Origin of the sequence: Planctellipticum variicoloris (assembly GCF_030622045.1) — a bacterium.
Lineage (GTDB): Bacteria > Planctomycetota > Planctomycetia > Planctomycetales > Planctomycetaceae > Planctellipticum > Planctellipticum variicoloris.
On the sequence record NZ_CP130886.1, the window covers coordinates 2340498 to 2359810 of the forward strand.

Below are 19313 nucleotides of genomic sequence, written 5' to 3' on the forward strand. Positions count from 1 at the left end.
GATCAAAGGTGCGAACCGTGAGCGAGACACAGGCCTGGGAGACGATGCCGGCGGCCGACGTGCTGCGAGGGCTGTCGGTCGACGGCGAGCGGGGCCTGACCGGGGACGAAGTTGTCCGTCGTCGGGAACGCTGGGGGGCGAATTCGCTCGCCGAGGAGCCGCCGGTCCCCATGTGGCGACGGTTGCTGAACCAGTTTAGAGAACTGGTGATCTGGATTCTGATCTTCGCGGCGGTCATTTCGGGCGTGATGGGCGAATGGGCCGATACGGCGGCCATTCTGGCGATCGTGCTGGTCAACGGAGTGATCGGCTTTCTGCAGGAAGAAAAGGCGGGTCGAGCGCTCGCCGCCCTGCAGAAAATGTCGTCGCCGACGGCCAAAGTCTTGCGTGATGGAACGCTGCAGTCCGTCCCGGCCTCGGAACTGGTCCCCGGAGACCGGATCGAGCTCGAAGCGGGCGACAACGTCCCCGCCGACGCGCGGCTGTTGACGGCTTTTGCCCTGCGCGTTCAGGAAGCCTCTCTGACCGGGGAATCGGTCCCGGTCGACAAGGACGCGGGCGTTGCGCTGCCCGCCGGGACTTCGCTCGGCGATCGCAGAAACATGCTCTATCTGGGAACGGTGACCGCGGCCGGCAAAGCCAGCGCGGTCGTGACATCGACGGGAATGCAGACCGAACTGGGGCGCATTGCGGGGCTGCTGCAGCAGTCGGAGCGGGAGCCGACGCCGCTCCAGCGGCGGCTCGCCGAGCTGGGAAAAGTCCTGGTCGTCGTCTGCCTGGCGATCGTGGTCGTCATCTTCGCGATGGAGCTGTGGCGCGGCGGAAAGTGGTTCGAAGTGCTGCTGGTTTCGGTCAGCCTGGCGGTCGCGGCCGTCCCCGAGGGCCTGCCCGCCGTGGTGACGCTGGCGCTGGCGCTGGGGCTGCAGCGGATGGTGAAACGGAATGCGCTGGTCCGCAAGCTGCCGAGCGTCGAGACGCTTGGCTCGGTAACCGTGATCTGCTCGGACAAAACGGGGACGCTGACCCGCAACGAGATGACCGTGCGGGAGATTCTCGCGGGTAGTGACCGGTACGACGTGACCGGAGCGGGTTATGCGCCGCACGGCCAGTTTCTGAAGCAGTCCGGCGGCGAAGCAGGTCCGGCTGTGCCACCGTCACGGGAACCGGGGCTGCTGCAACTGCTCACGACTGCGTCGCTCTGCAACAACGCCACCCTCAATCCTCGCGGCGATGGCGAGAACTGGCAGGTGATCGGCGATCCAACCGAAGGCGCACTCATCGTCGCAGCGATGAAGGCGGGCCTTGAGGCCCGCGCACGATCCAGGCATGTTCTCTACGAGATTCCGTTCGATTCCGAGCGGAAGGCGATGTCGGTGGTGGTACGCGGCGACGGCGGTGCGCCGGTAATGCACACCAAGGGCGCCCCGGAAGTCATCCTGGGGCTGAGCATCGCCGAACTGGTGGACGGCCAGGTCCGGCCCCTGACCGAAGCCCGCCGGGCGGCGATCATGCAGTGGAACTCTGAACTGGCGTCCCGAGCCTTGCGGGTGCTGGCCATGGCATACCGTGAACATCCGGAGCGACCCGACACGGACTACGACGAACGAGATCTTATCTTTGCGGGCATGGTGGGGATGATCGACCCGCCGCGGGACGAGGTCCGCGACGCGGTTCGACGGAGCCGGACGGCGGGCATCCGTCCGGTGATGATTACCGGCGACCATCCCGAAACGGCCCAGGCGATCGCCCGCGAGCTGCATATCGCCGACGAGGGGGATCGCGTCCTGACGGGACGGGATCTGGATCAGTTGTCGGACGAAGAACTCTCGAACGAGGTCGAGCACATTGCCGTGTACGCGCGCGTCTCCGCCGAGCACAAGCTGCGCGTCGTGAAGGCGTGGAAGGGGCGGGGACAGATCGTCGCCATGACGGGGGACGGCGTGAACGATGCCCCGGCGGTCCGGGCGGCGGACATCGGGATTGCGATGGGGATCACCGGCACCGATGTCACCAAGGAGGCGTCGGACATGGTCCTCATGGACGACAACTTCACGTCGATCGTCAATGCCGTCGAAGAAGGCCGCGGCATCTTTGACAACATTCAGAAGGTGGTGCATTACCTGCTGTCGTGCAATGCGGGCGAAGTGCTGCTGATGTTCTTCGCCGCCCTGATCGGCTGGCCGATGCCGCTGCTGGCGATTCAGATCCTGTGGATCAACCTCGTGACGGACGGGCTGCCGGCATTGGCGCTCGCAATGGAGCCGCCTGACCGCGACATCATGCAGCGTCCGCCCCGCCCGCCGCGCGAGGGCGTGCTGACGCGCGAACGGGGCTGGCTGATCCTGTTTCATGGAACCCTGATCGCCACCGTCGCGGCGATCGGGTTCTGGTGGGTCTATCGGGGCGACAAGACAAATCTCGAAAACATCGCCCACGCCCAGGTGGTGACGTTCTGCATCACGGCGTTTTCGCAGCTCTTCTTCGCGATCGGCTGCCGCAGTCAGCGGCATACCATGCCGGAAATCGGTCCGTTCTCGAATCCACAACTGTTCGGCGCGATCGTCGTCTCGGGACTGTTGCAGCTCACGGCCGTGACCGTGCCGTTTGTCCGTCCGGTCTTCGAAGTCGACACGCATCTCACCTGGGAATGGCTGGTGATTCTCGGCCTCTCGCTGGTCCCGGTGACTGTGATTGAAGTCGCCAAACTGATCCAGGCCGCCCTGCGACGTCGTCCGGTTTAGGAGTCTGCCGATGTTCTTCTCGCTGCGTTTGAACGCCATCGCACCACTGATGGTTCTTCTCGCCGGAATGCCCGCGTGCGCCGCCGATCGACCCAATATCGTCGCCATCGTGACCGACGACCAGGCCCGGTGGGCCGTCGGAGCGTATGGCAATACGGAGATTCAGACGCCCCACATGGACCGCATCGCCCGCGAGGGGGCGCTCTTCCGCAATGCGACGACGGCGACGCCCGTCTGCTCGCCGAGCCGGGCGACGTACTTCAGCGGCCGCTGGCCGTCGGAGGTGAAGATCCACGACTGGATCGCTCCGGACGAGGCGGCGGCAGGCGTAGGGCTGAATGAGACGACCTGGCCCGCTCTGCTGCAGCAGAGCGGCTACCGGACCGCCCTGATCGGCAAGTGGCATCTGGGGGACCGGCCGCAGTTTCATCCGCACCAGAAGGGGTTCGACCACTTCTTCGGATTTCTGGGCGGCGGCAACAAGCCGATGAATCCGACGCTGGAAGTCGAAGGGAAGGAACAGCAGCTCACCGGCCCGCTCCCGGATCTGCTGACCGACAGCGCCATCGACTTTGTCCGGAAGAACCAGGCGGGTCCGTTCCTGGTCTGCCTGCACTTTCGCGCGCCGCATCTGCCGTATCTGCCGGTTCCGGATGAGGACTCCGCGCACTACAAGGACCTCGATCCGTCGATCCCCGACCTGCCGGACTCAAACCCGGACGTCCTCAAGAAGTGGCAGCGGGATTACTACTCCAGCATCTCGTCGGTCGATCGGAACATCGGCCGCGTCCTCGCGACGCTCGACGAGCTGAAGCTGACCGACAACACGCTGGTCCTGTTTACCAGCGATCACGGCTATAACAACGGCCGGCACGGCGTCGATACCAAGGGGAACGGCCAGTGGTGGCGGGGAGGCGTGCGGGGTCCGAAACGGCCAAACATGTGGGAAACGTCGATCACCGTGCCGCTGCTGGTCCGCTGGCCGAGCGTGGTCAAGCCGGGAGATGTGGTCGACGAGCCGGTGCAGAATCTCGACATGTTCCGCACGATGCTCGGTGTCGCCGGAGTGACGCTTCCCGAGGGGCTGACGGTACATGGACGGGACTACTCGCCCCGACTGCGCGGCCGGCCGCTGGAACCGGTTCCGGCCGTCTTCGGCATGTACGACCTCCATAATGGCGGCCTGGCCTACATGCGGATGATCCGCACCGACCGCTTCAAGCTGATCCGCCACTTCCGCGCCCGCGGCATGGACGAGTTGTACGATCTGCAGAAAGATCCCGACGAGGAAAAGAACCTGATCAACGCCAAAGGCCAGGCGGATGTGCTGCAGAAACTCCAGTCCGATCTGACGGCCTGGCAGGAGTCAATCAACGATCCGGTTCTGAGCGACGCGTACTGACGCCGCACAACGTGTGCCACTGGCGGCTCGCCCGCCAGGGCAATTGTGCCGGAGACATGCAGGGGCGCGAAGAGAATCCTGGACGTCCTCCGCACCGTCACCCCGCCGATCGGCGACGACACCTGGGTGACGCCGGTGGCGTCACTTCCGCCCGCGCCGTTCCGCCGCGCGATCCACCAGGTCACACGCGTCCGCATCCAATTTGCGCCCCACGCTCACCCTGTCGCCAAACTCCAGGTGCTCGTCCGTCGCCTTCCGGTACGCAGGCCACTCCGGCGTCACGGTCCTGCAGACCGGATCGCCCGGTTTGCCGTTGGGATCGCCCGAGGCGGCAAAATTGACCCACCGCTGCCGCATGTCCGCCGAGAGCTGGCGGTCGACATCTTTCGTCCCGACCGGCGCATTGCCGAAGACATAGATGATCTCCAGCCCGTGAAAGACGCCGCTCCGTTCCGCGCGACCCGTTCCCGGATTCCGCGAGAAGTGATACAGCCACGCCTCATTCCCGGCCGCCTCCTCCCAGCGGACCAGCCGCCGGGCCGGCGCGCGAAAGCTCATGATCGTGATGAACTGGTGAGCCGCGGCGGAGACGTCCGCGTCACTCTTCGCCGGGAAGATCTCCTCGGCCCGGGCCGCATCCGGCCCGAACATCGTCCGCAGCACCAGACGAAACCCCGGCAGCCGACGGATCGGATTCCCCGCCGAGAAGACCGAGCCGTCGTCGAGATTGCTCCCCGCGATCAGCGGGACCGGATGCATCTTCCCCGCCGCCCACACATCGTGCGGCTCCTCCGCATGGACGTAGCCATCCACGACCGGCCCGAACTGAAAGGCGTTCTTGCCGAGCGACAGCCCGCCGATCGTCATCGGAATGGACAGGATCTTCTCAGCCGGCAGTTTTCGCAGCGCCGCCAGCCCGGCTGCGTCGGTCTCAGTGACATCCAGTCGTTCGGCAAACTTTTGGCCGTTCTCCTCCCCCGCCGAACGAATCCCCGAACTTTCCTTCAAATGGGGCGTGTGCTCTCCAAAGTATCCTGACTCGGCAATCGCCCGGTGAAACAGCCCTTTGGCCAGGGGCGACGCCATCAGATGCGTCACGTTCGCCGCCCCGGCCGATTCGCCAAAGATCGTCACGCGCTGCGGATCGCCACCGAACCGGGCGATGTTCTCCTGCACCCATTTGAGTGCCGCAAGCTGATCCATCAGCCCGTAGTTTCCAGAGGCGGCCCGGCCGTCCAGCCGCTGGGCTTCCTCCGTCAAGGCGGGGTGAGCCAGATAGCCGAACGCGCCAAGTCGGTACTGGATGCTCACCAGCACGACGCCAGCCTTTGCGAAATGTCGACCGTCGTAGGCCGGATTTCCCGCCCCGCCGATCAGATTCCCGCCGCCATGAATCCAGACCATCACCGGCCGCTTCGCACTCGCGTCCAGCGACTCCGTCCAGACGTTGAGACACAAACAGTCTTCCGACTGCTGGCGATAGGCAAAGGAATAGATACCATCCGCCGGCTGCGGACAGGCCGGCGCGTACTCCACGCACGGCCGAACTCCCTGCCACCCGATCACCGGCTGCGGCGGTCGCCAGCGCAAGTCTCCGACCGGCGGAGCGGCAAAGGGAACTCCCTTGAAGACGTGGATCGGCTGGCCGTCCTGCACGACGCTGGTCCCGGAAATCAGGCCGCCGGTAACTTTAACCTGGGGCGCATTCGCAGCCAGCAGATCTGTCGTCAGGGAACCGGCAAAGACGAGGGCTGCTGCGATGTGGTGAATCGGCAACATGCGGAATTCCCTGGACAACGAAATGCCTGCGTTCTCGAAAAGCTACCCGACAAACTCCGGCAGGGTTTCAGCAGAACCTCGTGTCGGGTGGCCGGGGCAGGAGCGTCTTCGCGATGCCCCGGTCCTGCAGAATCCAATCACTCAAGTCAAAGACCGGGGCTTCCCTTCGGTCCAGCCCCGTCTGCCCTGTTCCGGAGACTGTCGACGCCAGCAGCTTCACCTCGTAGACTTTTCGATTCTTCATCGAGTTCACAGCACCCACAGTCACACATTGAACCCGCTCGCCCATAGAAAGTGTCGCCCGATGTCGCCGTCCCCCGCCAGCAGCCCCCTGCAGGAACATGCCTACCGTCGCGGCCCCCGCATCACCGCCATCGAACGCGTGGTCCCCGATCACGTCATGCCGGGACTGCTGCTGATCCGGATTCACACCGACGCCGGGACCGTCGACGGCGTGCCGGTTATCGGCCACGGCGAGACGTACTATGCTCCCCACGGCGTGGCCAGCGTCCTGCACGACTGGATGGCCCGCCGGCTGCTCGGGGCCGACGCCCTGGCCATCGAAAGCCACTGGCGGTTCCTCTACGAACGCTGTACCGCCTTCGGCGGCACGGGCGCGGAACTCCGGGCGATCTCCGCCATTGATCTGGCCCTCTGGGACATCCTCGGCCAATTGACAAAGCAGCCGATCTGGCGGCTGCTGGGCGGCCCCGTCCGCGATCGCATTCCCGTCTATAACAGCAGCGGCGGCCCTCTCTACGGCGGTCGCAAGCCGGGTGACGCCAGCGGACAGGGCTGGCCGGGCCACGGCGACGGCGGCAAGCCCGGCCCCCTCGAAGACAACTGGAAGAGCCTCAACGAACCCGCCGAACTGGCGCAGGAGCTCTACGAGGCCGGCTACCGCGCCATGAAGCTCTGGTCGTTCGACGGCGTCTACCAGCAATCGGGCGGCCTGCGCGTGAGCTGGGAAGACATCGACCGGGGAATGGCCCCCTTCCGCACGATCCGCGAGAAGCTCGGCCACAAGATGGAGCTGATGTTCGACGGGCACGGTTTCTTTGCGCTGCCGGCCGCGCTGAGGATCGCCGAGGCGTTCCGCGAGATCCAGCCTCTCTGGCTCGAAGACGTCATCCGGCCGGACAGCGTCGAGACCATTGTCGAATTCCGCCAGCGGGCGGGTGTGCCGATCGCCGTCAGCGAGATGCTCGTCTCACGCGACGTCTATCGGCAGGTCCTCAATCAGCGCGGGGCCGACTATGTGATGATCGACCCGACCTGGGTCGGCGGCGTCAGCGAAACCCGCCGCATCGCAGAGCTGGCCCAGATCTACAACGTCCCGGTCCTGATGCACGACTGCACCGGCCCGCTGACCCTCTTCAGCGGCCTGCACGTCTCCGCGTCCGTGCCGGGCGTGACCTATCAGGAAACCGTCCGCGCCCACATCGCCAGCCTCTACCCGCGACTCATCGACGACAAGGTCGTCGTGCAGGACGGCCACATCGCGCTGCCGGAACGACCAGGCCTGGGCGTGCGGCTGCTGGAGGAGCTGTTCGACACCAACCACCCGCAGTACCGGATCACTCGCGTGCCGTAGGGTGGGCAGCCTCGCCCGTTTCAGGGTGTTATTTCGCCCCGGCTGCGGCCAGGAGTGTTGCCGTCGAGATGTGGTGATTGCGTTCGCCGGACGTCTTGCGCGGCTGCGGTGTCGTCGGTCCGCATTTCTACTTCGGATCGCGGGAGAATTTCACGTGCCTGGCCAGCCGCAACAGTTCGCGGGCGAATTCCCACGGCGACATCCGCTGAAGGCGTCCCCCAAGCTGGCGACCTTCTGGCATCCCTGCGGGATGCGAAATGCGGGGTGGAGTTGTTGCGAGCCTTGAAGTGGCACGCGTTGCTCCGTGACCTCGAAGAGGTCACAGAGGGTCGCCAGGGGTTGAGGAGCGCTTCGCCCCGACACCCCTGGATTTCGAGCGCTTCGCCCGCCATCTATGTGTCCCATCCTCCCGACCCTGACGGGGTCGCACATTCGCAATCGCCGTTTTTCGCTCCATGCACGATCTTCTGCGACCCCTGCGGGGTCGAATGTGTGCGCGATGTGCGCGAATTCCAGGGGTGTCGCTGCGCTCAACCCCTGGCGACCTTCTGGCATCCATTCGGGATGCGAAATGCGGTACGGAGTTGGTGCGGCGCTTGAAGCGGCACGCGGTGCTCCGTGACCTCGAAGAGGGTCGCCAGCGGTTGAGGAGCGCTTCGCTCCGACACCTCTGGATTCCAAGCAATCGTGTCCGCATGCCCCGGGAGAGGTCAATGAGGCTCGCCGGCGGCCAAGGAGCAACGTAACTCCCGAGTGTGCCGAGCATCTCAAGCGACGTCTACTCGGACCGTACAGGCGGAAACCGTCCGGCGGCAGCCAGCTCGCTCCGTTCCGCCAGCCGTTCGTAGGAATTCAACTGCAGGAATTCGACGGTGGTTCGCCCCTCGGCAGAGAGTCCCTCCAGACGGACGCCGTCAAGCCGAAAGTGCTCTTGCCAGATCTGCGTCCGCGGGTTGAAGAGCGGTACGATGGAACTTGAGACGGGATCCACTGACGAGAGGTCGCTCCCCTCGCGAAGATTGCACGTCATGAAGATTGCACGTCATGCAGGACAGTGCGAGGTTCTCCAATGCCGTCTTTCCGCCGTGTTTTTCCGCGATCACATGATCGACCTGATGCGTGGAAACGGCGTCTTCCTGGTGGATCATGCAGTATTCGCACCGGCTGTCTGCCCGCTCAACGACCTTGCGGCGGAGTTGCGCGGAGGGCCGGGAACTCATCGCCGCTGTTTCTGCCGCGCACGCGCTTTCAGCATCCGGCCAAGATGCTCCAACCGCTCGAATTCTTCCAGCTCGCCGCGTTCAGTCTCGGTGAGCTGGCCATCGCGGCTACGCTGCAGCAGTTCATCCAGCCGTGCCTGGCGCTTGTCCGACAGACGAAACGCCACGAGCCGGTCGACGTTGGCGGTGTCGGCAAGTAAGTCCAGAAGTTCTTCATAGACCGGCAGCGATTCGGCGGTGGACATTCTGTTCCCTTGATCCTGCAAACAGCGACAAGTGTAAACGATAACGACCGCGGATCCAAGCAGTTTCTGCGACCTCGCCGGGGTCGCATATGTCGTCGTTCGACGGACTTCGGATCGAATTTCCACGCCGGCGTTTGTCAGGAGCCGGATTAACTCGTCGCGATACGACGTCTGACGATGATTCTCCGCCTGATTGGCGATGGATTCCCGCACGGAGGCCAGTGCCGTCGGGCTGACTGGGGAGGCTGCAGAACTTCCGCACGTTGTGTCATCAACGACCGACTGTGCCCGGCCTCACCGACCTTGGAGGACCAGTTTGTCTCCAGCTCCTGCGGCCAAGTAGATCTGGATGGTTGCCTCAAGATGCGCTGGCGTCAGCCCGCGGATGGTCAGCTTCCGCGGGGCCAGCATGCCGAGGACTTCGGGAACATCGGCGACCCGCAGCACGTTCAGGAACTGCGGGGCATCGTTCGACTGGTGTGTCAGCGAGGGAAGTTTCAGTTCGACTTCGTCGATATCGGCCTCCCATAAGGCCGCGTAGGCCCCCAGCACCCCCGCCGCCCCGTCGCCGGAAATCACCAGCGGCAGATAGCGGTGGGCGTTTTTGATCGCCCGTGCGACGGCGATGATCTCGCGGACCCGTTCAGCGTCGACCGTGCGCCCGACGAGGACGTGCGCTCGTTCGACGTAATTCGGCGGATTCTTCTGCGTCCAGTGGGTGGAACCGACGCCGCGGGGTCGGACGACATAGACCGACTCGTCGCTGAGACCGTCGGGAATCTCGTCCGCTTGCTCAAGTGAGACGATCAACCGGACGCGTTTCGGTTCCGCCGTCCGCTGAATCATGGCGACGTCGACCGGAAAACTGCCGGGAATGTCGGTCCGGACGAACTGGCCGAGGTCGGCGCCGTTCAAGACGGCGACGTCGGTGGCGGGGATGCGTTCGGGGAAGGAGTGAAAGCTGAGCCGCTTGAGCTTCGCCAGCAGACCGGATTTCCACTCGGCAAACCCGCCATCATTCGGCAGCCCGGGCTGACCGAGCGGGACGAAGTGCTCGTCGATTGTCGTGTTGAGCTGATCGGCGGGGATGTCGGCGTCGGTCTTGAAGGCTCGCAGCCGCTCGGGCGGAATCGGATGGATCGCGTTGTTGCCCTCCTTGATGACCAGGTCGATTTCGCTGTCCGTCACCGGGCGGCCGTCCTGCTTGAGGTGCAGGTTCAGGAACTGAAACACGCCCCGGCGGATGTCTTCGCGGTAGGCGTGGCCGCCGACGCTGACCAGCGTGTCGTAACGATCTCCCGTCCCGAACAGGCTGTAGCAGCGCTCCATCCGGTTGGCGATCCGCTCGTTGCCATCCATCGGGAAGATGGCGTCATTGTCGCTGTTGACGAACAGCAGCGGCCGAGGAGCGACCAGTTCGGCGATCCGCGTCCAGGGCCAGGCGAAGCTGTTGTGCAGGAACATGCAGTCGCAGTGGCCGTTGATGACGCGGTTGCCGACGTAGGCGTCGAGATCGGACATGCCGCTGATCGGAACGGCGCAGGCGACGCGATCATCCGCGGCGGCGATCCAGAACGTGGCGGCCCCGCCGCCGCTGATCCCGGTGACGCCGATCCGCGCCGGATCGACGTCGTCGCGGCTGATGAGGTAGTCGATGCCGCGGACGCCGTTCCAGCATTCGACGCCGGCCGAGGTGTAGCCCCGCGAGTGCCACCACCAGCGCTGTTCGCGATAGGTGCCGTGATGGATGGCGGCGATTTCGCCGAGCTGCAGGGTGTCGACGATCAGGCAGACGTAGCCGTGGCGGGCGAGCCAGATGGCGTTGGACTGATAGGCGGTCTTGCAGCCGTCGCGTCCGCGGCCGGCGTGTCCGCAGACATACAGCACCGCGGGCAGCTTCTCGCCGGGCTTTGTCGTCTTCGGCCGATAAATGTTGGCGGTGACATAGAGCTGGGGGCGACTCTGGTAGTGGAGGCAGTCGACGAGGTAGTCTCCCTGGTCGAGCGTGCCGGTAATTGTCGCGTGGAGGGGCGTCCGTTCGGGAAGGGGCGAGAGGCCGAGCATCGTCAGGTACTCTTCGCGCCAGCCGGCCCGTTTCTGGTCGAAGTCTTCGCGGGAGACGACGTCCTGGGCGAAGTGACCGTCGAGCCGGCGCGCTTCAGCGGCCAGCCAGGCCTGGATCGTTTCGTCGCCGGGCTGTCCGCGGTCGGGCTGGCCGAGGGCTTGCGCGGATGCAGGGCGCCCGGAGACTGATGCGACGCACAGGATCAGCCAGCACGCGATGACGAAGGGACGAGTCCAGGCGGGGACGACCAGCGACATTCCTCTGCTCCTGACACATGAACCAAACGGACCGAGCGGACCACGCCGCCAGTCTGCCAGTTCGGGGCGCGGATGGTAAGAGCCTTGTTGGGGAGAACGGGAGCGGCAGACGAATTCGGTGCGGGGATGCGGATCGCGGAGGGGAGACGACGTTCGAAAGTGGTGAGTGGTGAGTTTTGCAAAATGCAAAATGCAAAATGGAAGCGAGTGGGCGCGGGAGGTCCGTGAGCGCACGTTGAGCGCGGCCTGCGGAAAGGCGTGCTTGAGAGTTCACCGGCTCGGACGCGGCGGAGCGGGTTGTCGAAGTCCGCTCCGCCGCGTCCTTTGAGCTGGCGTTGATCAGGTTCGCGGGTGTTGGCCCGCGGAGTCCGGGAAGGAATCTCGACGTCGAGTGAGCGCGCACGGAGTGCGCTCCATCGGCCGGGCGGTGAAGCCCGGCCGTGATGGGCCCTGATCAGGCCCGCTTGCCGGTCGGGGTTCGCTCGAGCGCTCCGGGTCGCCCCTTCGCGTGCATGCATCTCGTCACCCGGCCGACATGACGCACATTCACTCTGGTACGGGAGGTTTGCAAGAGCCGTTTCTCAAAAAAATCAGAAAGTGAAAAAAAGATCTCTCGCAGAGACGTAGAGGGAAGAGGAGATCGCAGAAGAGAACGGAGAGGAGGTAACCACGCATGACACGAATCGACGCGAATGACGAAAGAGGATGACGTTGAAGACGAGGCGGTGCCTCGGACGGGGGCGATCCCCGACGGAGCCTGGGATCGAGGGGAACATCATACGAGTCAGCAATCCGGTCACTTGGAATTCGACTGCTTGATCGCAGAAATCAACAGGGAATTGATCGCGGCATCCTTGGCGTAGTCCGCCGGCGTCTTGCCCGACTTGTTGACGATCGATGGATCGGCTCCAGCGACGATCAGCAGCCGGACGATTTCCAGAGCTTCCGGTCCGCGTCCCGCGGTGCCAGGAGCGCCGGTCTGCGTCACGGCTCGATGGAGCGGCGTCGAGCCGGATCGGCGGCAGGCCTGATTCACGTCGGCGCCGTGCTCGATCAACGTCTGCACGGCGGCCGGACTGCGAAACCGCACGGCATAGTGGAGCGGCGTGACGCCGTTCTTGTCGGTTTCGTGGATGTCCGCCCCGGCCTTGAGCACCTCCGTCAGCCGCCGGGGCTGGTCGGCGGGGTCGGGATTGCGCTCGCAACAGATGCTGAACAGGGTCTCGGCCATCGTCCGGTGCTCGACGTATCGATTCGATGTTCGAACTTCGAAGGCGTCGCCGACTCGCAATCGAGCCGGCGACGCTGCCCATGCGGGTCAACTCGCAACCTGCAATTTCCCTCGCCCGAGCATCGCTCCGTAGACGAACGCGGCGGGCAGCACGATCAGGTTGAGCCAGAACCAGGCGGGATAGGGGAGCATCGCCATGTTGAAGATGGCGGCGGCGAGCAGAACCGCTCCGACGAAGAGTCCGTGCGCCAGATGGCGGCTGGTGCCGAGGCGTGTTGCGACCCAGGCGCTGGCGAAGGCGACGAGTCCCCAGGCGGCGCCGCACAGGGCCAGGACGCCCGCGGGATAGCGGGCGACGTGGGCTTTGCAGGCCTCAAAGTCTGTAGCGAAGTCGACGCCGGGCGGCGCCGGGTGGAGCATGGCGCTCAAGACTTCGACGGCAGTGACTCCCACCAGGGCGGCGACGATCCCCGCGACGACCGCGGCGAGACTTCTCAGGATTGAACGTGCCATTATTTCTCCAGGAGCGGATAGGGGCCCGCGACGAAGTAGGTCAACTCGGGATCTTTTGCTGGATGCTGGCGCTCGACCGACCAGATCGGCTCGTCTCGATGGAAGGCCTGGACCGGCCAGCCGGTCATGGGGGCGAAGGCGAATTCCCAGCCCGGCTGGCCGTCGCGAAGGCGACTTTCGATGAGCAGCAGGGCTTCGGGGTCGGTGTCCTGGCAGAAGGCGAACAGGGCGCCGTCCCGTTCCGGTTGCTGCGAGTCGCGATAGCGGAGCATGGGCTGAGGGAGCAGTCGCAAATGATAGACCGAGCCCTCGGCATAGAACGGCGGGCCTTTGACGGCCTGAGCGCGAAATCGTTCCGCCAGCGATTTCATCTGCGTGAACCGTCGAGCGGCGGAATCGGCCGGCCGGTCGCAGTCGGGGACCGGCGCGAATGCTATGCCCGCCTGCCGGGGCTTCCAGACCGTCTTGCCGCCCCGCTCGGCCTGCAGCGGTTCCAGCGCCAGCGACTGGAACTCGTGGTAGAGGCCCAAGGTCCGCTGCACGAGCATCGTCTCAACAACCACCGGCCGCCCGTTGCTCAGCCAGACGAACATCGCCGCGTCATCGACCTCGCTGAGGACTTTGGTGAAGCGAATCAGCGGTCGGTCGTGGAACTCGGCCGGGGGCCGATCCGCCAGTTTGACGCGGTACTCCCGCGCCTGCCGGAGGAAGTCGGCCAGCGACTCTTCCCGCTCGTCCTTCGACGGCGACTGGGCCGCGGCGTGCGGTCCCGCGAGGCTGATGAGCGACAGGACAAACGACGTCACGAGCCACGAGCGGGGGACATTCATGGAGACCTCTGCATCGCTCAGCGGGAGAATTCGACAACAATTCGGTGATCGTGCTTTGTCACAGCCAGGATTTCGGGGAGGGGGGAATAGTGAGCAGGAAGTCGCGAATCGCCAGAATTCGCCAGGCGCTTCTCTATTCTCTGCTCACTCAATCGAGAACCCTGATTTTTCGGTGTTCAGCGAAGAAACCGTTGATAGACAGGATTCGCGGTCTCGTCGATTCCGCGGTATCCCAGCGTGTCGATGAATTCCCGGAAGGCGGGCAGGTCCTCGTCCGGCACCTGAATGCCAACCAGAATGCGTCCGTAATCGGCGCCCTGATTGCGGTAGTGAAACAAGCTGATGTTCCAGTCCGGATGCATGCACGAGAGGAACCGCATGAGCGCGCCGGGACGTTCGGGAAACTCGAAGCGGTAGATCCGTTCGTTCTCGCCAAGACGGCTTCTTCCCCCCACCATGTATCGCAAATGCTCCTTCGAAAGCTCGTCGTCGACCAGGTCCAGCGCCTCGAAACCCTGCCGTGCGAGCGAGCGGCGGATGTCGGGGGCTTCGCTGCGGCTGCCGATCGACAGTCCGACCAGGACATGGGCCTCCCGCTGATCGGAAATGCGATAGCTGAACTCGGTCACGCTCCGCTGGCCGATCGTCTCGCAGAGCCGCTTGAAGCTCCCCCGCTCCTCCGGAATCGTGACGGCAAACAGCGCTTCCCGTTCTTCGCCCGCTTCGGCCCGCTCCGCGACAAATCGCAGCCGGTCGAAATTCATGTTGGCGCCGCAGGTGATCGCCACCAACTCCTCCCCCCGAAGCCGCTGCTGCGCGATGTATTGCTTCATCCCGGCAATGCCCATGGCTCCCGCCGGCTCCAGAATGCTTCGCGTCTCCTCGAAGGCATCCTTGATGGCGGCGCAGACGGCGTCGGCATCGACGGTCACAAAGTCGTCGACCAGCTCCTGCGTCAATCGAAACGTCTCATCTCCAACAAGCTTGACCGCGGTTCCGTCGGAAAACAGGCCGACGTCCCTGAGGGCCACGAGCCGACCCGCCTTGACCGACTGGATCATCGCGTCGGAATCGGTCATCTGGACGCCAACGACCTTGATCTCCGGCCGGACGGCCTTGATATACGCCGCGACCCCGGAGATCAGCCCCCCGCCTCCAATCGCCACGAACACGGCGTGGATGGGATGCTGGTGCTGCCGGAGGATCTCCATGCCGACGGTCCCCTGGCCGGCGATCACGTCCGGATCATTGAACGGGTGCACGAAGACGTATTGATGGCGACTCTCCAGTTCCAGGGCATGGGCGTACGCGTCCGAATAGCTGTCGCCGTGGAGAATCACTTTGCCCCCCAACGCCCGGACGGCGTCGGATTTCAGCGCCGGTGTCGTGACCGGCATGACAATGGCCGCCTGGCACCCCAGCTTGCGGGCGCTGAGAGCGACACCCTGGGCATGATTCCCCGCCGAGGCGCAGACGACCCCTCGCGCCAGCTCCGCAGGGGTCAGTCGCACCATTTTGTTGTAGGCCCCGCGGAGCTTGAAACTGTGGACGGGCTGGGTGTCTTCCCGTTTCAGCCAGATCTGGTTGCCAAGGCGGGTCGAGAGTTTGGGCGCCAGATCCAGGGACGATTCAATCGCCACATCGTAGACGCGCGCGTTGAGAATTCGTTGCAGATAGTCCAGCCGTCGCTGTTCCACGAGTGGCAATCCTGTTGCGGCCCAAGAGATCTTTTCCGCCGTAGTCTGGCACGTCCGGAGTGAATTCGCGATGCCGGTGGGATGGAAGAGGATTGCCGGGCGGGACGGCGACACCCGACAATCAACTGGACCAATGTGCCGGTTTCGTGCTATGATGCGGCACGTACGAGACGCTCTCAAGGGGAATGGAGATGACGATCACTCTCCCGTTGGAACTCGATGAGTTTCTGAAGGCTGAGGTCGCGGCTGGGCGATTCGGTTCGGTGGAGGACGCCGTGCGCGGCGCAGTGGAACATCTGCGACTGGTGCGGGCCGAGGAAGGGATCCGCGGCCAGCTTGCCGCGGGGCTCCGGGATCTGGACGAAGGTCGCGCCAGCGAAGCGCGAACCGCTGACGACGTTGCCGCGATCCGCCTGCGAATCCTGCAGAAGGCGACTGGACAGCAGCAGGCCGCTCGCGGAGCCTGACCATGTTCTGGCGTCTTTCAGATGCGGCGGAGGCCGATCTGGTCGAGATCACTGAATTCATCGCACGGCAAGATCCCGGTGCAGCCGCCCGCCTTCTCGACCAATGCTTCGATCGCTTCGAAATGTTCGTTCGGCAGCCTCTGATCGGCGAAGCCTGCAATCACCTGGCGGTCGGACTTCGCCAATTTCCCGCCGGGAACTACGTGATTTTCTATCGCATCGCAGAAACCACCGGTGTCATTGAAATTGTCCGGGTGCTCCATGGGGCAAGGGATCTTGATGCCGTGATCGGTGGACGTTAGACCCAATCAGCGGCGGAGCCAGCTTTGCGTTGTCGGAGGCGAGCGGAGAGGCGTGAGCTTATCGCGACCATCCGGCATTCCTCAGGGATGCCAGATGCTCCACAATCCGCCCTTCAGAAATTATTGAACGGCACATGCATCGGCGCGTGCTCGTCGGCGACTGCTTCGGGGGCGGGCTGAGCGTAGAACGACTGGCGGGCGAATTCGAGATCGCCGTAGATGTCGAAGACCTTATCGAGGCGGACGAGACGCAGGAGCTGCATCACCGGGCCGAGAATGGCGGCGAGCTTGACCGCTCCACCCTTGCGGCGAAGGCGGCTCTGCAGCGTGATCAGGGCGCCGATGCCGATGCTGGAGACGTAGCCCAGATGTCGGCAGTCGAGGATGATCTTCGAGTACCCGGCCTCCAGATGCCGCTGCACTTCCTGCTCGAACGCCGGGGTCGTCGCGGTATCCAGATTTTCGCCGAGGACAATGGCGAGGATGTCGCCGTCGATGACCGTGGCTTCGAAAGGGAGGGACTCTGACATGGGGAACTCCGGAACAGTTGACCGCGGGCTGGCTCGATCGTTCATTGGGACAGGCGGACAGCGATTTTTCAAGATCCGTCCGCGCGCCGGCGCGTCGATTCGCCCGGTCGCAGGCGGCGCGCTGACGATTCTGCGGGATGCAGGGAGCCGGGGGCGACGGGTTCAACCGGGGTTTGACGGGCAGCCGGACTTCCGTCAGGGATTCCGGCTCATCTTGACCGTCGAGCGGTCTTTGCGTACAGGTTCGTCGTCGCGGTCAAACTTTCTCCGAAACCAGGGTCAGCAATGCTCCGCACGCTCCGTTCGAACCGATGGCTGGGAGGCTGCTTGCTGCTGGCATGTGCGACCGTCGGCGCGGCGGCGGTCTGGTCTGCTCTCGATACGTCCGCGGGACTGGATGGAGTTCGGACGGGGCTGGGTTTTGAGATCGACCTGACGACCGTTCCGCCCACGCTGCTGGTTCCTGTGACGGACGAAACCGAGCGGCAATTCCGAGCCGAGATCGTGGCTCAAGAAATCGCCGCGGCGCCTCTCGGTTCGTACGTCCGACTCACGGATCATGCGGGGCTGACCTTCTTGGGGACGATTCTCAGTCGGGATTCGGATCAGGTGGAATTGTTGAATTGCCTCACGAGAGAAGTTGTTCCGGGGCCGCGTGGCATCAGGCAGTGTAAAACCAGTCACGTTCCGCTGCAGTCGTTTTCGCGCGCGTCGATCGCCGGGTTCACGGTCTGCTATCCGGCCGCTCCCGACGATGCTGTTTCGGATTTGAAGGAAGACTGGAGTGCGGCCACGATTGGAGAGATCGTCTATCGCGACGGCAGTCGGCAGCGCTGGGGACGGCCGCCCGAGCCTCCCGGAACTGGCGGGGATGAGGAATCGAACGAGGATGGCATTCAACCGGCGAGTTTTGTGGAACGACCGGCGACCGAGGCGGAGAGGGGGAGTCGGTAGTTGGTGGAGGGAAGTCCGCGACCAGGGCGTTCTTCGGTGTCAAACCGATGGACGACGGACGCCCTCGTCCGTCGTCCGTGTGGGCCGAGCCATGTTGCCGACGATCACGACGGACGTGGACGTCCATCGTACGGGGATTTCGCGGGGCGCTTTGGACCTGGGACGACCCAGGCGTCGACACTTGCGGACGATCAATTGCCGACTGAACCAGAGGCGGAGTCGCGACCGGGTGATGATCGACATGCTCCCATTCGAAGAGCGAGGATGCTCTCTTTGCGACGACGCCGATCCGTGCAAAACGAAATGTGAGAAATGAAAAGTGCAAATGGGCGAGCGCGGGCGGTGGTGCTGCTGCTGCACGTACTGCACGATACGGGCGGCGTCCGTGGCGATGGAACCGATGTTGCATCCCGCTAAAAGTCGGCGTCGAGCACGATGCGGTAACGCGCCTTGCCGGCTCTCAGATGCTCGAACGCTTCGTTGACCCGGCTCATCGGGAAGTGCTCGGTCTGCGGCGTCACCTTGTGGCGGGCGGCGAAGTCCAGCATCGTTTCCATCGCCACCGGGGAACCGGTCGGCGAACCGGACACCGATTTCTGGCCGAAGATCATCGGGACGGCCATCAGCGGGATCGGATTCATGACCGCTCCCACGACATGCATTCGGCCCTTCTGAGCCAGAGTCGACATCATGGCGTCCCAGTCGAGCGAAACATTCACGGTCACGATCAGCAGGTCCAGCGTACCGGCCAGCTTCTTGATGGCGTCCGAATCGCGGCTGGAAACGACATGGTTCGCCCCGAATCCGCGGGCTTCATCGAACTTGCTCTCGCTCGATGTGATGGCGGTGACGTCGCAACCGAATGCGGCCGCGAACTTCACGCCCATGTGACCAAGCCCGCCGATGCCCACGATTCCCACGCGACTGGTCGGCGTGGCGTGCATCGCCAGCGGATTGAAGACGGTAATTCCGCCGCAGAGGAGCGGCCCGGCGTCGGCGGCGTTGAGCGTCTCCGGCAGCGGCAGCGTCCAGGCCCAGTGAGCGCGAACGCGACTCGCAAACCCGCCCCGATGGCCGACGATGGTCGGCTGCGCCTGGAGACACAAATGCTGATCGCCGGACTTGCAGTACCGGCAGTACATGCAGCTCCCGGAGGTCCAGCCGATTCCGACGCGCTGACCGACGCTCAGTCCTTTGGCCGCCGAGCCGACTTCGACGACCCGGCCGACGACTTCGTGCCCGAGTACAGCCGGATATTGCGACATTGCCCAGTCGTCGTCGAGCACGGAGAGGTCGGAGTGGCACATGCCGCAATTCTCGACCTGCACCTCGACTTCGTCGGGGCCGAGCGGCCCGAGATCGATCTGCTGCCGGACGAGCTGCTGCTTTGCGGCTGCAGCGACCCAAGCTTCAATGACTGCCATCGCGACGCTCCTCGAACATCGTGCATCGGTTCCATCACCCGCCGGAAAATATATGTCCGGCC

General features: G+C 64.3%; 17 protein-coding genes. 6 read left to right on the forward strand and 11 right to left on the reverse strand.

The genetic code is table 11. From position 1 onward, the window contains the following. The first annotated feature begins 17 nt into the window (after nucleotides 1-17). Both SH412_RS09145 and SH412_RS09150 read left to right on the forward strand, forming a co-directional pair. Nucleotides 18-2741, forward strand: a complete 2724-nt coding sequence (locus SH412_RS09145; protein ID WP_336523202.1) for a cation-translocating P-type ATPase — start codon at nucleotides 18-20, stop codon at nucleotides 2739-2741. A 10-nt stretch (nucleotides 2742-2751) separates the two neighbouring features. Next, nucleotides 2752-4143 carry a sulfatase family protein gene (locus tag SH412_RS09150; RefSeq protein WP_336523203.1) on the forward strand — a complete coding sequence of 464 codons (1392 nt, stop codon included), beginning with the start codon at nucleotides 2752-2754 and terminating at the stop codon, nucleotides 4141-4143. A 141-nt stretch (nucleotides 4144-4284) separates the two neighbouring features. Here SH412_RS09150 and SH412_RS09155 read toward each other — a convergent pair whose 3' ends face one another. Next, a complete protein-coding gene (locus tag SH412_RS09155; protein ID WP_336523204.1) occupies nucleotides 4285-5922 on the reverse strand; it encodes a carboxylesterase/lipase family protein in 1638 nt (545 codons plus the stop codon). Nucleotides 5923-6226: 304 nt separating this feature from the next. Here SH412_RS09155 and SH412_RS09160 point away from each other — a divergent pair, with 304 nt between their 5' ends. Then, on the forward strand, nucleotides 6227-7516 hold the full coding sequence (locus SH412_RS09160) for a mandelate racemase/muconate lactonizing enzyme family protein (protein WP_336523205.1): 1290 nt from the start codon (nucleotides 6227-6229) through the stop codon (nucleotides 7514-7516). Nucleotides 7517-8294: 778 nt separating this feature from the next. Here the strand turns inward: SH412_RS09160 and SH412_RS09165 are convergent. The 8 genes from SH412_RS09165 to ilvA form a co-directional block, all read right to left on the reverse strand. Next, nucleotides 8295-8546 (reverse strand): hypothetical protein, encoded by a 252-nt coding sequence (locus SH412_RS09165; protein ID WP_336523206.1) that lies wholly within the window; start codon nucleotides 8544-8546, stop codon nucleotides 8295-8297. Further along, complete coding sequence (locus SH412_RS28585) at nucleotides 8431-8736, reverse strand: HNH endonuclease (RefSeq protein ID WP_419555776.1); 306 nt, start codon at nucleotides 8734-8736, stop codon at nucleotides 8431-8433. Before SH412_RS28585 ends, SH412_RS09165 begins: the two co-directional genes overlap by 116 nt. Further along, nucleotides 8733-8981, reverse strand: a complete 249-nt coding sequence (locus SH412_RS09170) for a hypothetical protein (protein ID WP_336523207.1) — start codon at nucleotides 8979-8981, stop codon at nucleotides 8733-8735. The genes SH412_RS28585 and SH412_RS09170 overlap by 4 nt, the downstream gene beginning before the upstream one ends. 294 nt (nucleotides 8982-9275) lie before the next feature. Next, nucleotides 9276-11303: an alpha/beta hydrolase family protein gene (locus SH412_RS09175; protein WP_336523208.1), complete on the reverse strand. Its 2028-nt coding sequence runs from the start codon at nucleotides 11301-11303 to the stop codon at nucleotides 9276-9278. A 796-nt stretch (nucleotides 11304-12099) separates the two neighbouring features. After that, nucleotides 12100-12534 carry an ankyrin repeat domain-containing protein gene (locus SH412_RS09180; protein WP_336523209.1) on the reverse strand — a complete coding sequence of 145 codons (435 nt, stop codon included), beginning with the start codon at nucleotides 12532-12534 and terminating at the stop codon, nucleotides 12100-12102. 87 nt (nucleotides 12535-12621) lie between these two features. Further along, nucleotides 12622-13047: a hypothetical protein gene (locus SH412_RS09185; RefSeq protein WP_336523210.1), complete on the reverse strand. Its 426-nt coding sequence runs from the start codon at nucleotides 13045-13047 to the stop codon at nucleotides 12622-12624. Continuing rightward, nucleotides 13047-13877 carry a hypothetical protein gene (locus SH412_RS09190; RefSeq protein WP_336523211.1) on the reverse strand — a complete coding sequence of 277 codons (831 nt, stop codon included), beginning with the start codon at nucleotides 13875-13877 and terminating at the stop codon, nucleotides 13047-13049. Before SH412_RS09190 ends, SH412_RS09185 begins: the two co-directional genes overlap by 1 nt. Before the next feature lie 176 nt (nucleotides 13878-14053). Then, nucleotides 14054-15574 (reverse strand): threonine ammonia-lyase, biosynthetic, encoded by a 1521-nt coding sequence (ilvA, locus tag SH412_RS09195; RefSeq protein WP_336523212.1) that lies wholly within the window; start codon nucleotides 15572-15574, stop codon nucleotides 14054-14056. 191 nt (nucleotides 15575-15765) lie between these two features. On the opposite strand from ilvA, the gene SH412_RS09200 reads away from it, so the two are divergent. Beyond that, a complete protein-coding gene (locus SH412_RS09200; protein ID WP_336523213.1) occupies nucleotides 15766-16041 on the forward strand; it encodes a ribbon-helix-helix domain-containing protein in 276 nt (91 codons plus the stop codon). A gap of 2 nt (nucleotides 16042-16043) precedes the next feature. Further along, entirely contained in the window at nucleotides 16044-16343 is a 300-nt protein-coding gene (locus tag SH412_RS09205; RefSeq protein ID WP_336523214.1) for a type II toxin-antitoxin system RelE/ParE family toxin, read from the forward strand. A gap of 113 nt (nucleotides 16344-16456) precedes the next feature. On the opposite strand, the gene SH412_RS09210 is transcribed toward SH412_RS09205, so the two are convergent. Continuing rightward, complete coding sequence (locus SH412_RS09210) at nucleotides 16457-16873, reverse strand: STAS domain-containing protein (RefSeq protein WP_336523215.1); 417 nt, start codon at nucleotides 16871-16873, stop codon at nucleotides 16457-16459. Nucleotides 16874-17158: 285 nt separating this feature from the next. Between SH412_RS09210 and SH412_RS09215 the strand changes: the two genes are divergently transcribed. Further along, complete coding sequence (locus SH412_RS09215; protein WP_336523216.1) at nucleotides 17159-17827, forward strand: Rossmann-fold NAD(P)-binding domain-containing protein; 669 nt, start codon at nucleotides 17159-17161, stop codon at nucleotides 17825-17827. Between the two features lie 413 nt (nucleotides 17828-18240). Here SH412_RS09215 and ahr read toward each other — a convergent pair whose 3' ends face one another. Next, nucleotides 18241-19251, reverse strand: a complete 1011-nt coding sequence (gene ahr / locus SH412_RS09220) for an NADPH-dependent aldehyde reductase Ahr (RefSeq protein ID WP_336523217.1) — start codon at nucleotides 19249-19251, stop codon at nucleotides 18241-18243. Nucleotides 19252-19313: the final 62 nt, after the last annotated feature.

What these genes read in the sequence shown, in the direction of transcription:
- SH412_RS09150 (WP_336523203.1), top strand. Translation starts at nt 2,752, where the DNA reads ATGTTCTTCTCGCTGCGTTTGAACGCCATCGCACCACTGATGGTTCTT.
- SH412_RS09155 (WP_336523204.1), bottom strand. Translation starts at nt 5,922, where the DNA reads ATGTTGCCGATTCACCACATCGCAGCAGCCCTCGTCTTTGCCGGTTCC.
- SH412_RS09160 (WP_336523205.1), top strand. Translation starts at nt 6,227, where the DNA reads ATGTCGCCGTCCCCCGCCAGCAGCCCCCTGCAGGAACATGCCTACCGT.
- SH412_RS09165 (WP_336523206.1), bottom strand. Translation starts at nt 8,546, where the DNA reads ATGACGTGCAATCTTCGCGAGGGGAGCGACCTCTCGTCAGTGGATCCC.
- SH412_RS28585 (WP_419555776.1), bottom strand. Translation starts at nt 8,736, where the DNA reads ATGAGTTCCCGGCCCTCCGCGCAACTCCGCCGCAAGGTCGTTGAGCGG.
- SH412_RS09170 (WP_336523207.1), bottom strand. Translation starts at nt 8,981, where the DNA reads ATGTCCACCGCCGAATCGCTGCCGGTCTATGAAGAACTTCTGGACTTA.
- SH412_RS09175 (WP_336523208.1), bottom strand. Translation starts at nt 11,303, where the DNA reads ATGTCGCTGGTCGTCCCCGCCTGGACTCGTCCCTTCGTCATCGCGTGC.
- SH412_RS09180 (WP_336523209.1), bottom strand. Translation starts at nt 12,534, where the DNA reads ATGGCCGAGACCCTGTTCAGCATCTGTTGCGAGCGCAATCCCGACCCC.
- SH412_RS09185 (WP_336523210.1), bottom strand. Translation starts at nt 13,047, where the DNA reads ATGGCACGTTCAATCCTGAGAAGTCTCGCCGCGGTCGTCGCGGGGATC.
- SH412_RS09190 (WP_336523211.1), bottom strand. Translation starts at nt 13,877, where the DNA reads ATGAATGTCCCCCGCTCGTGGCTCGTGACGTCGTTTGTCCTGTCGCTC.
- SH412_RS09200 (WP_336523213.1), top strand. Translation starts at nt 15,766, where the DNA reads ATGACGATCACTCTCCCGTTGGAACTCGATGAGTTTCTGAAGGCTGAG.
- SH412_RS09205 (WP_336523214.1), top strand. Translation starts at nt 16,044, where the DNA reads ATGTTCTGGCGTCTTTCAGATGCGGCGGAGGCCGATCTGGTCGAGATC.
- SH412_RS09210 (WP_336523215.1), bottom strand. Translation starts at nt 16,873, where the DNA reads ATGTCAGAGTCCCTCCCTTTCGAAGCCACGGTCATCGACGGCGACATC.
- SH412_RS09215 (WP_336523216.1), top strand. Translation starts at nt 17,159, where the DNA reads ATGCTCCGCACGCTCCGTTCGAACCGATGGCTGGGAGGCTGCTTGCTG.
- ahr (WP_336523217.1), bottom strand. Translation starts at nt 19,251, where the DNA reads ATGGCAGTCATTGAAGCTTGGGTCGCTGCAGCCGCAAAGCAGCAGCTC.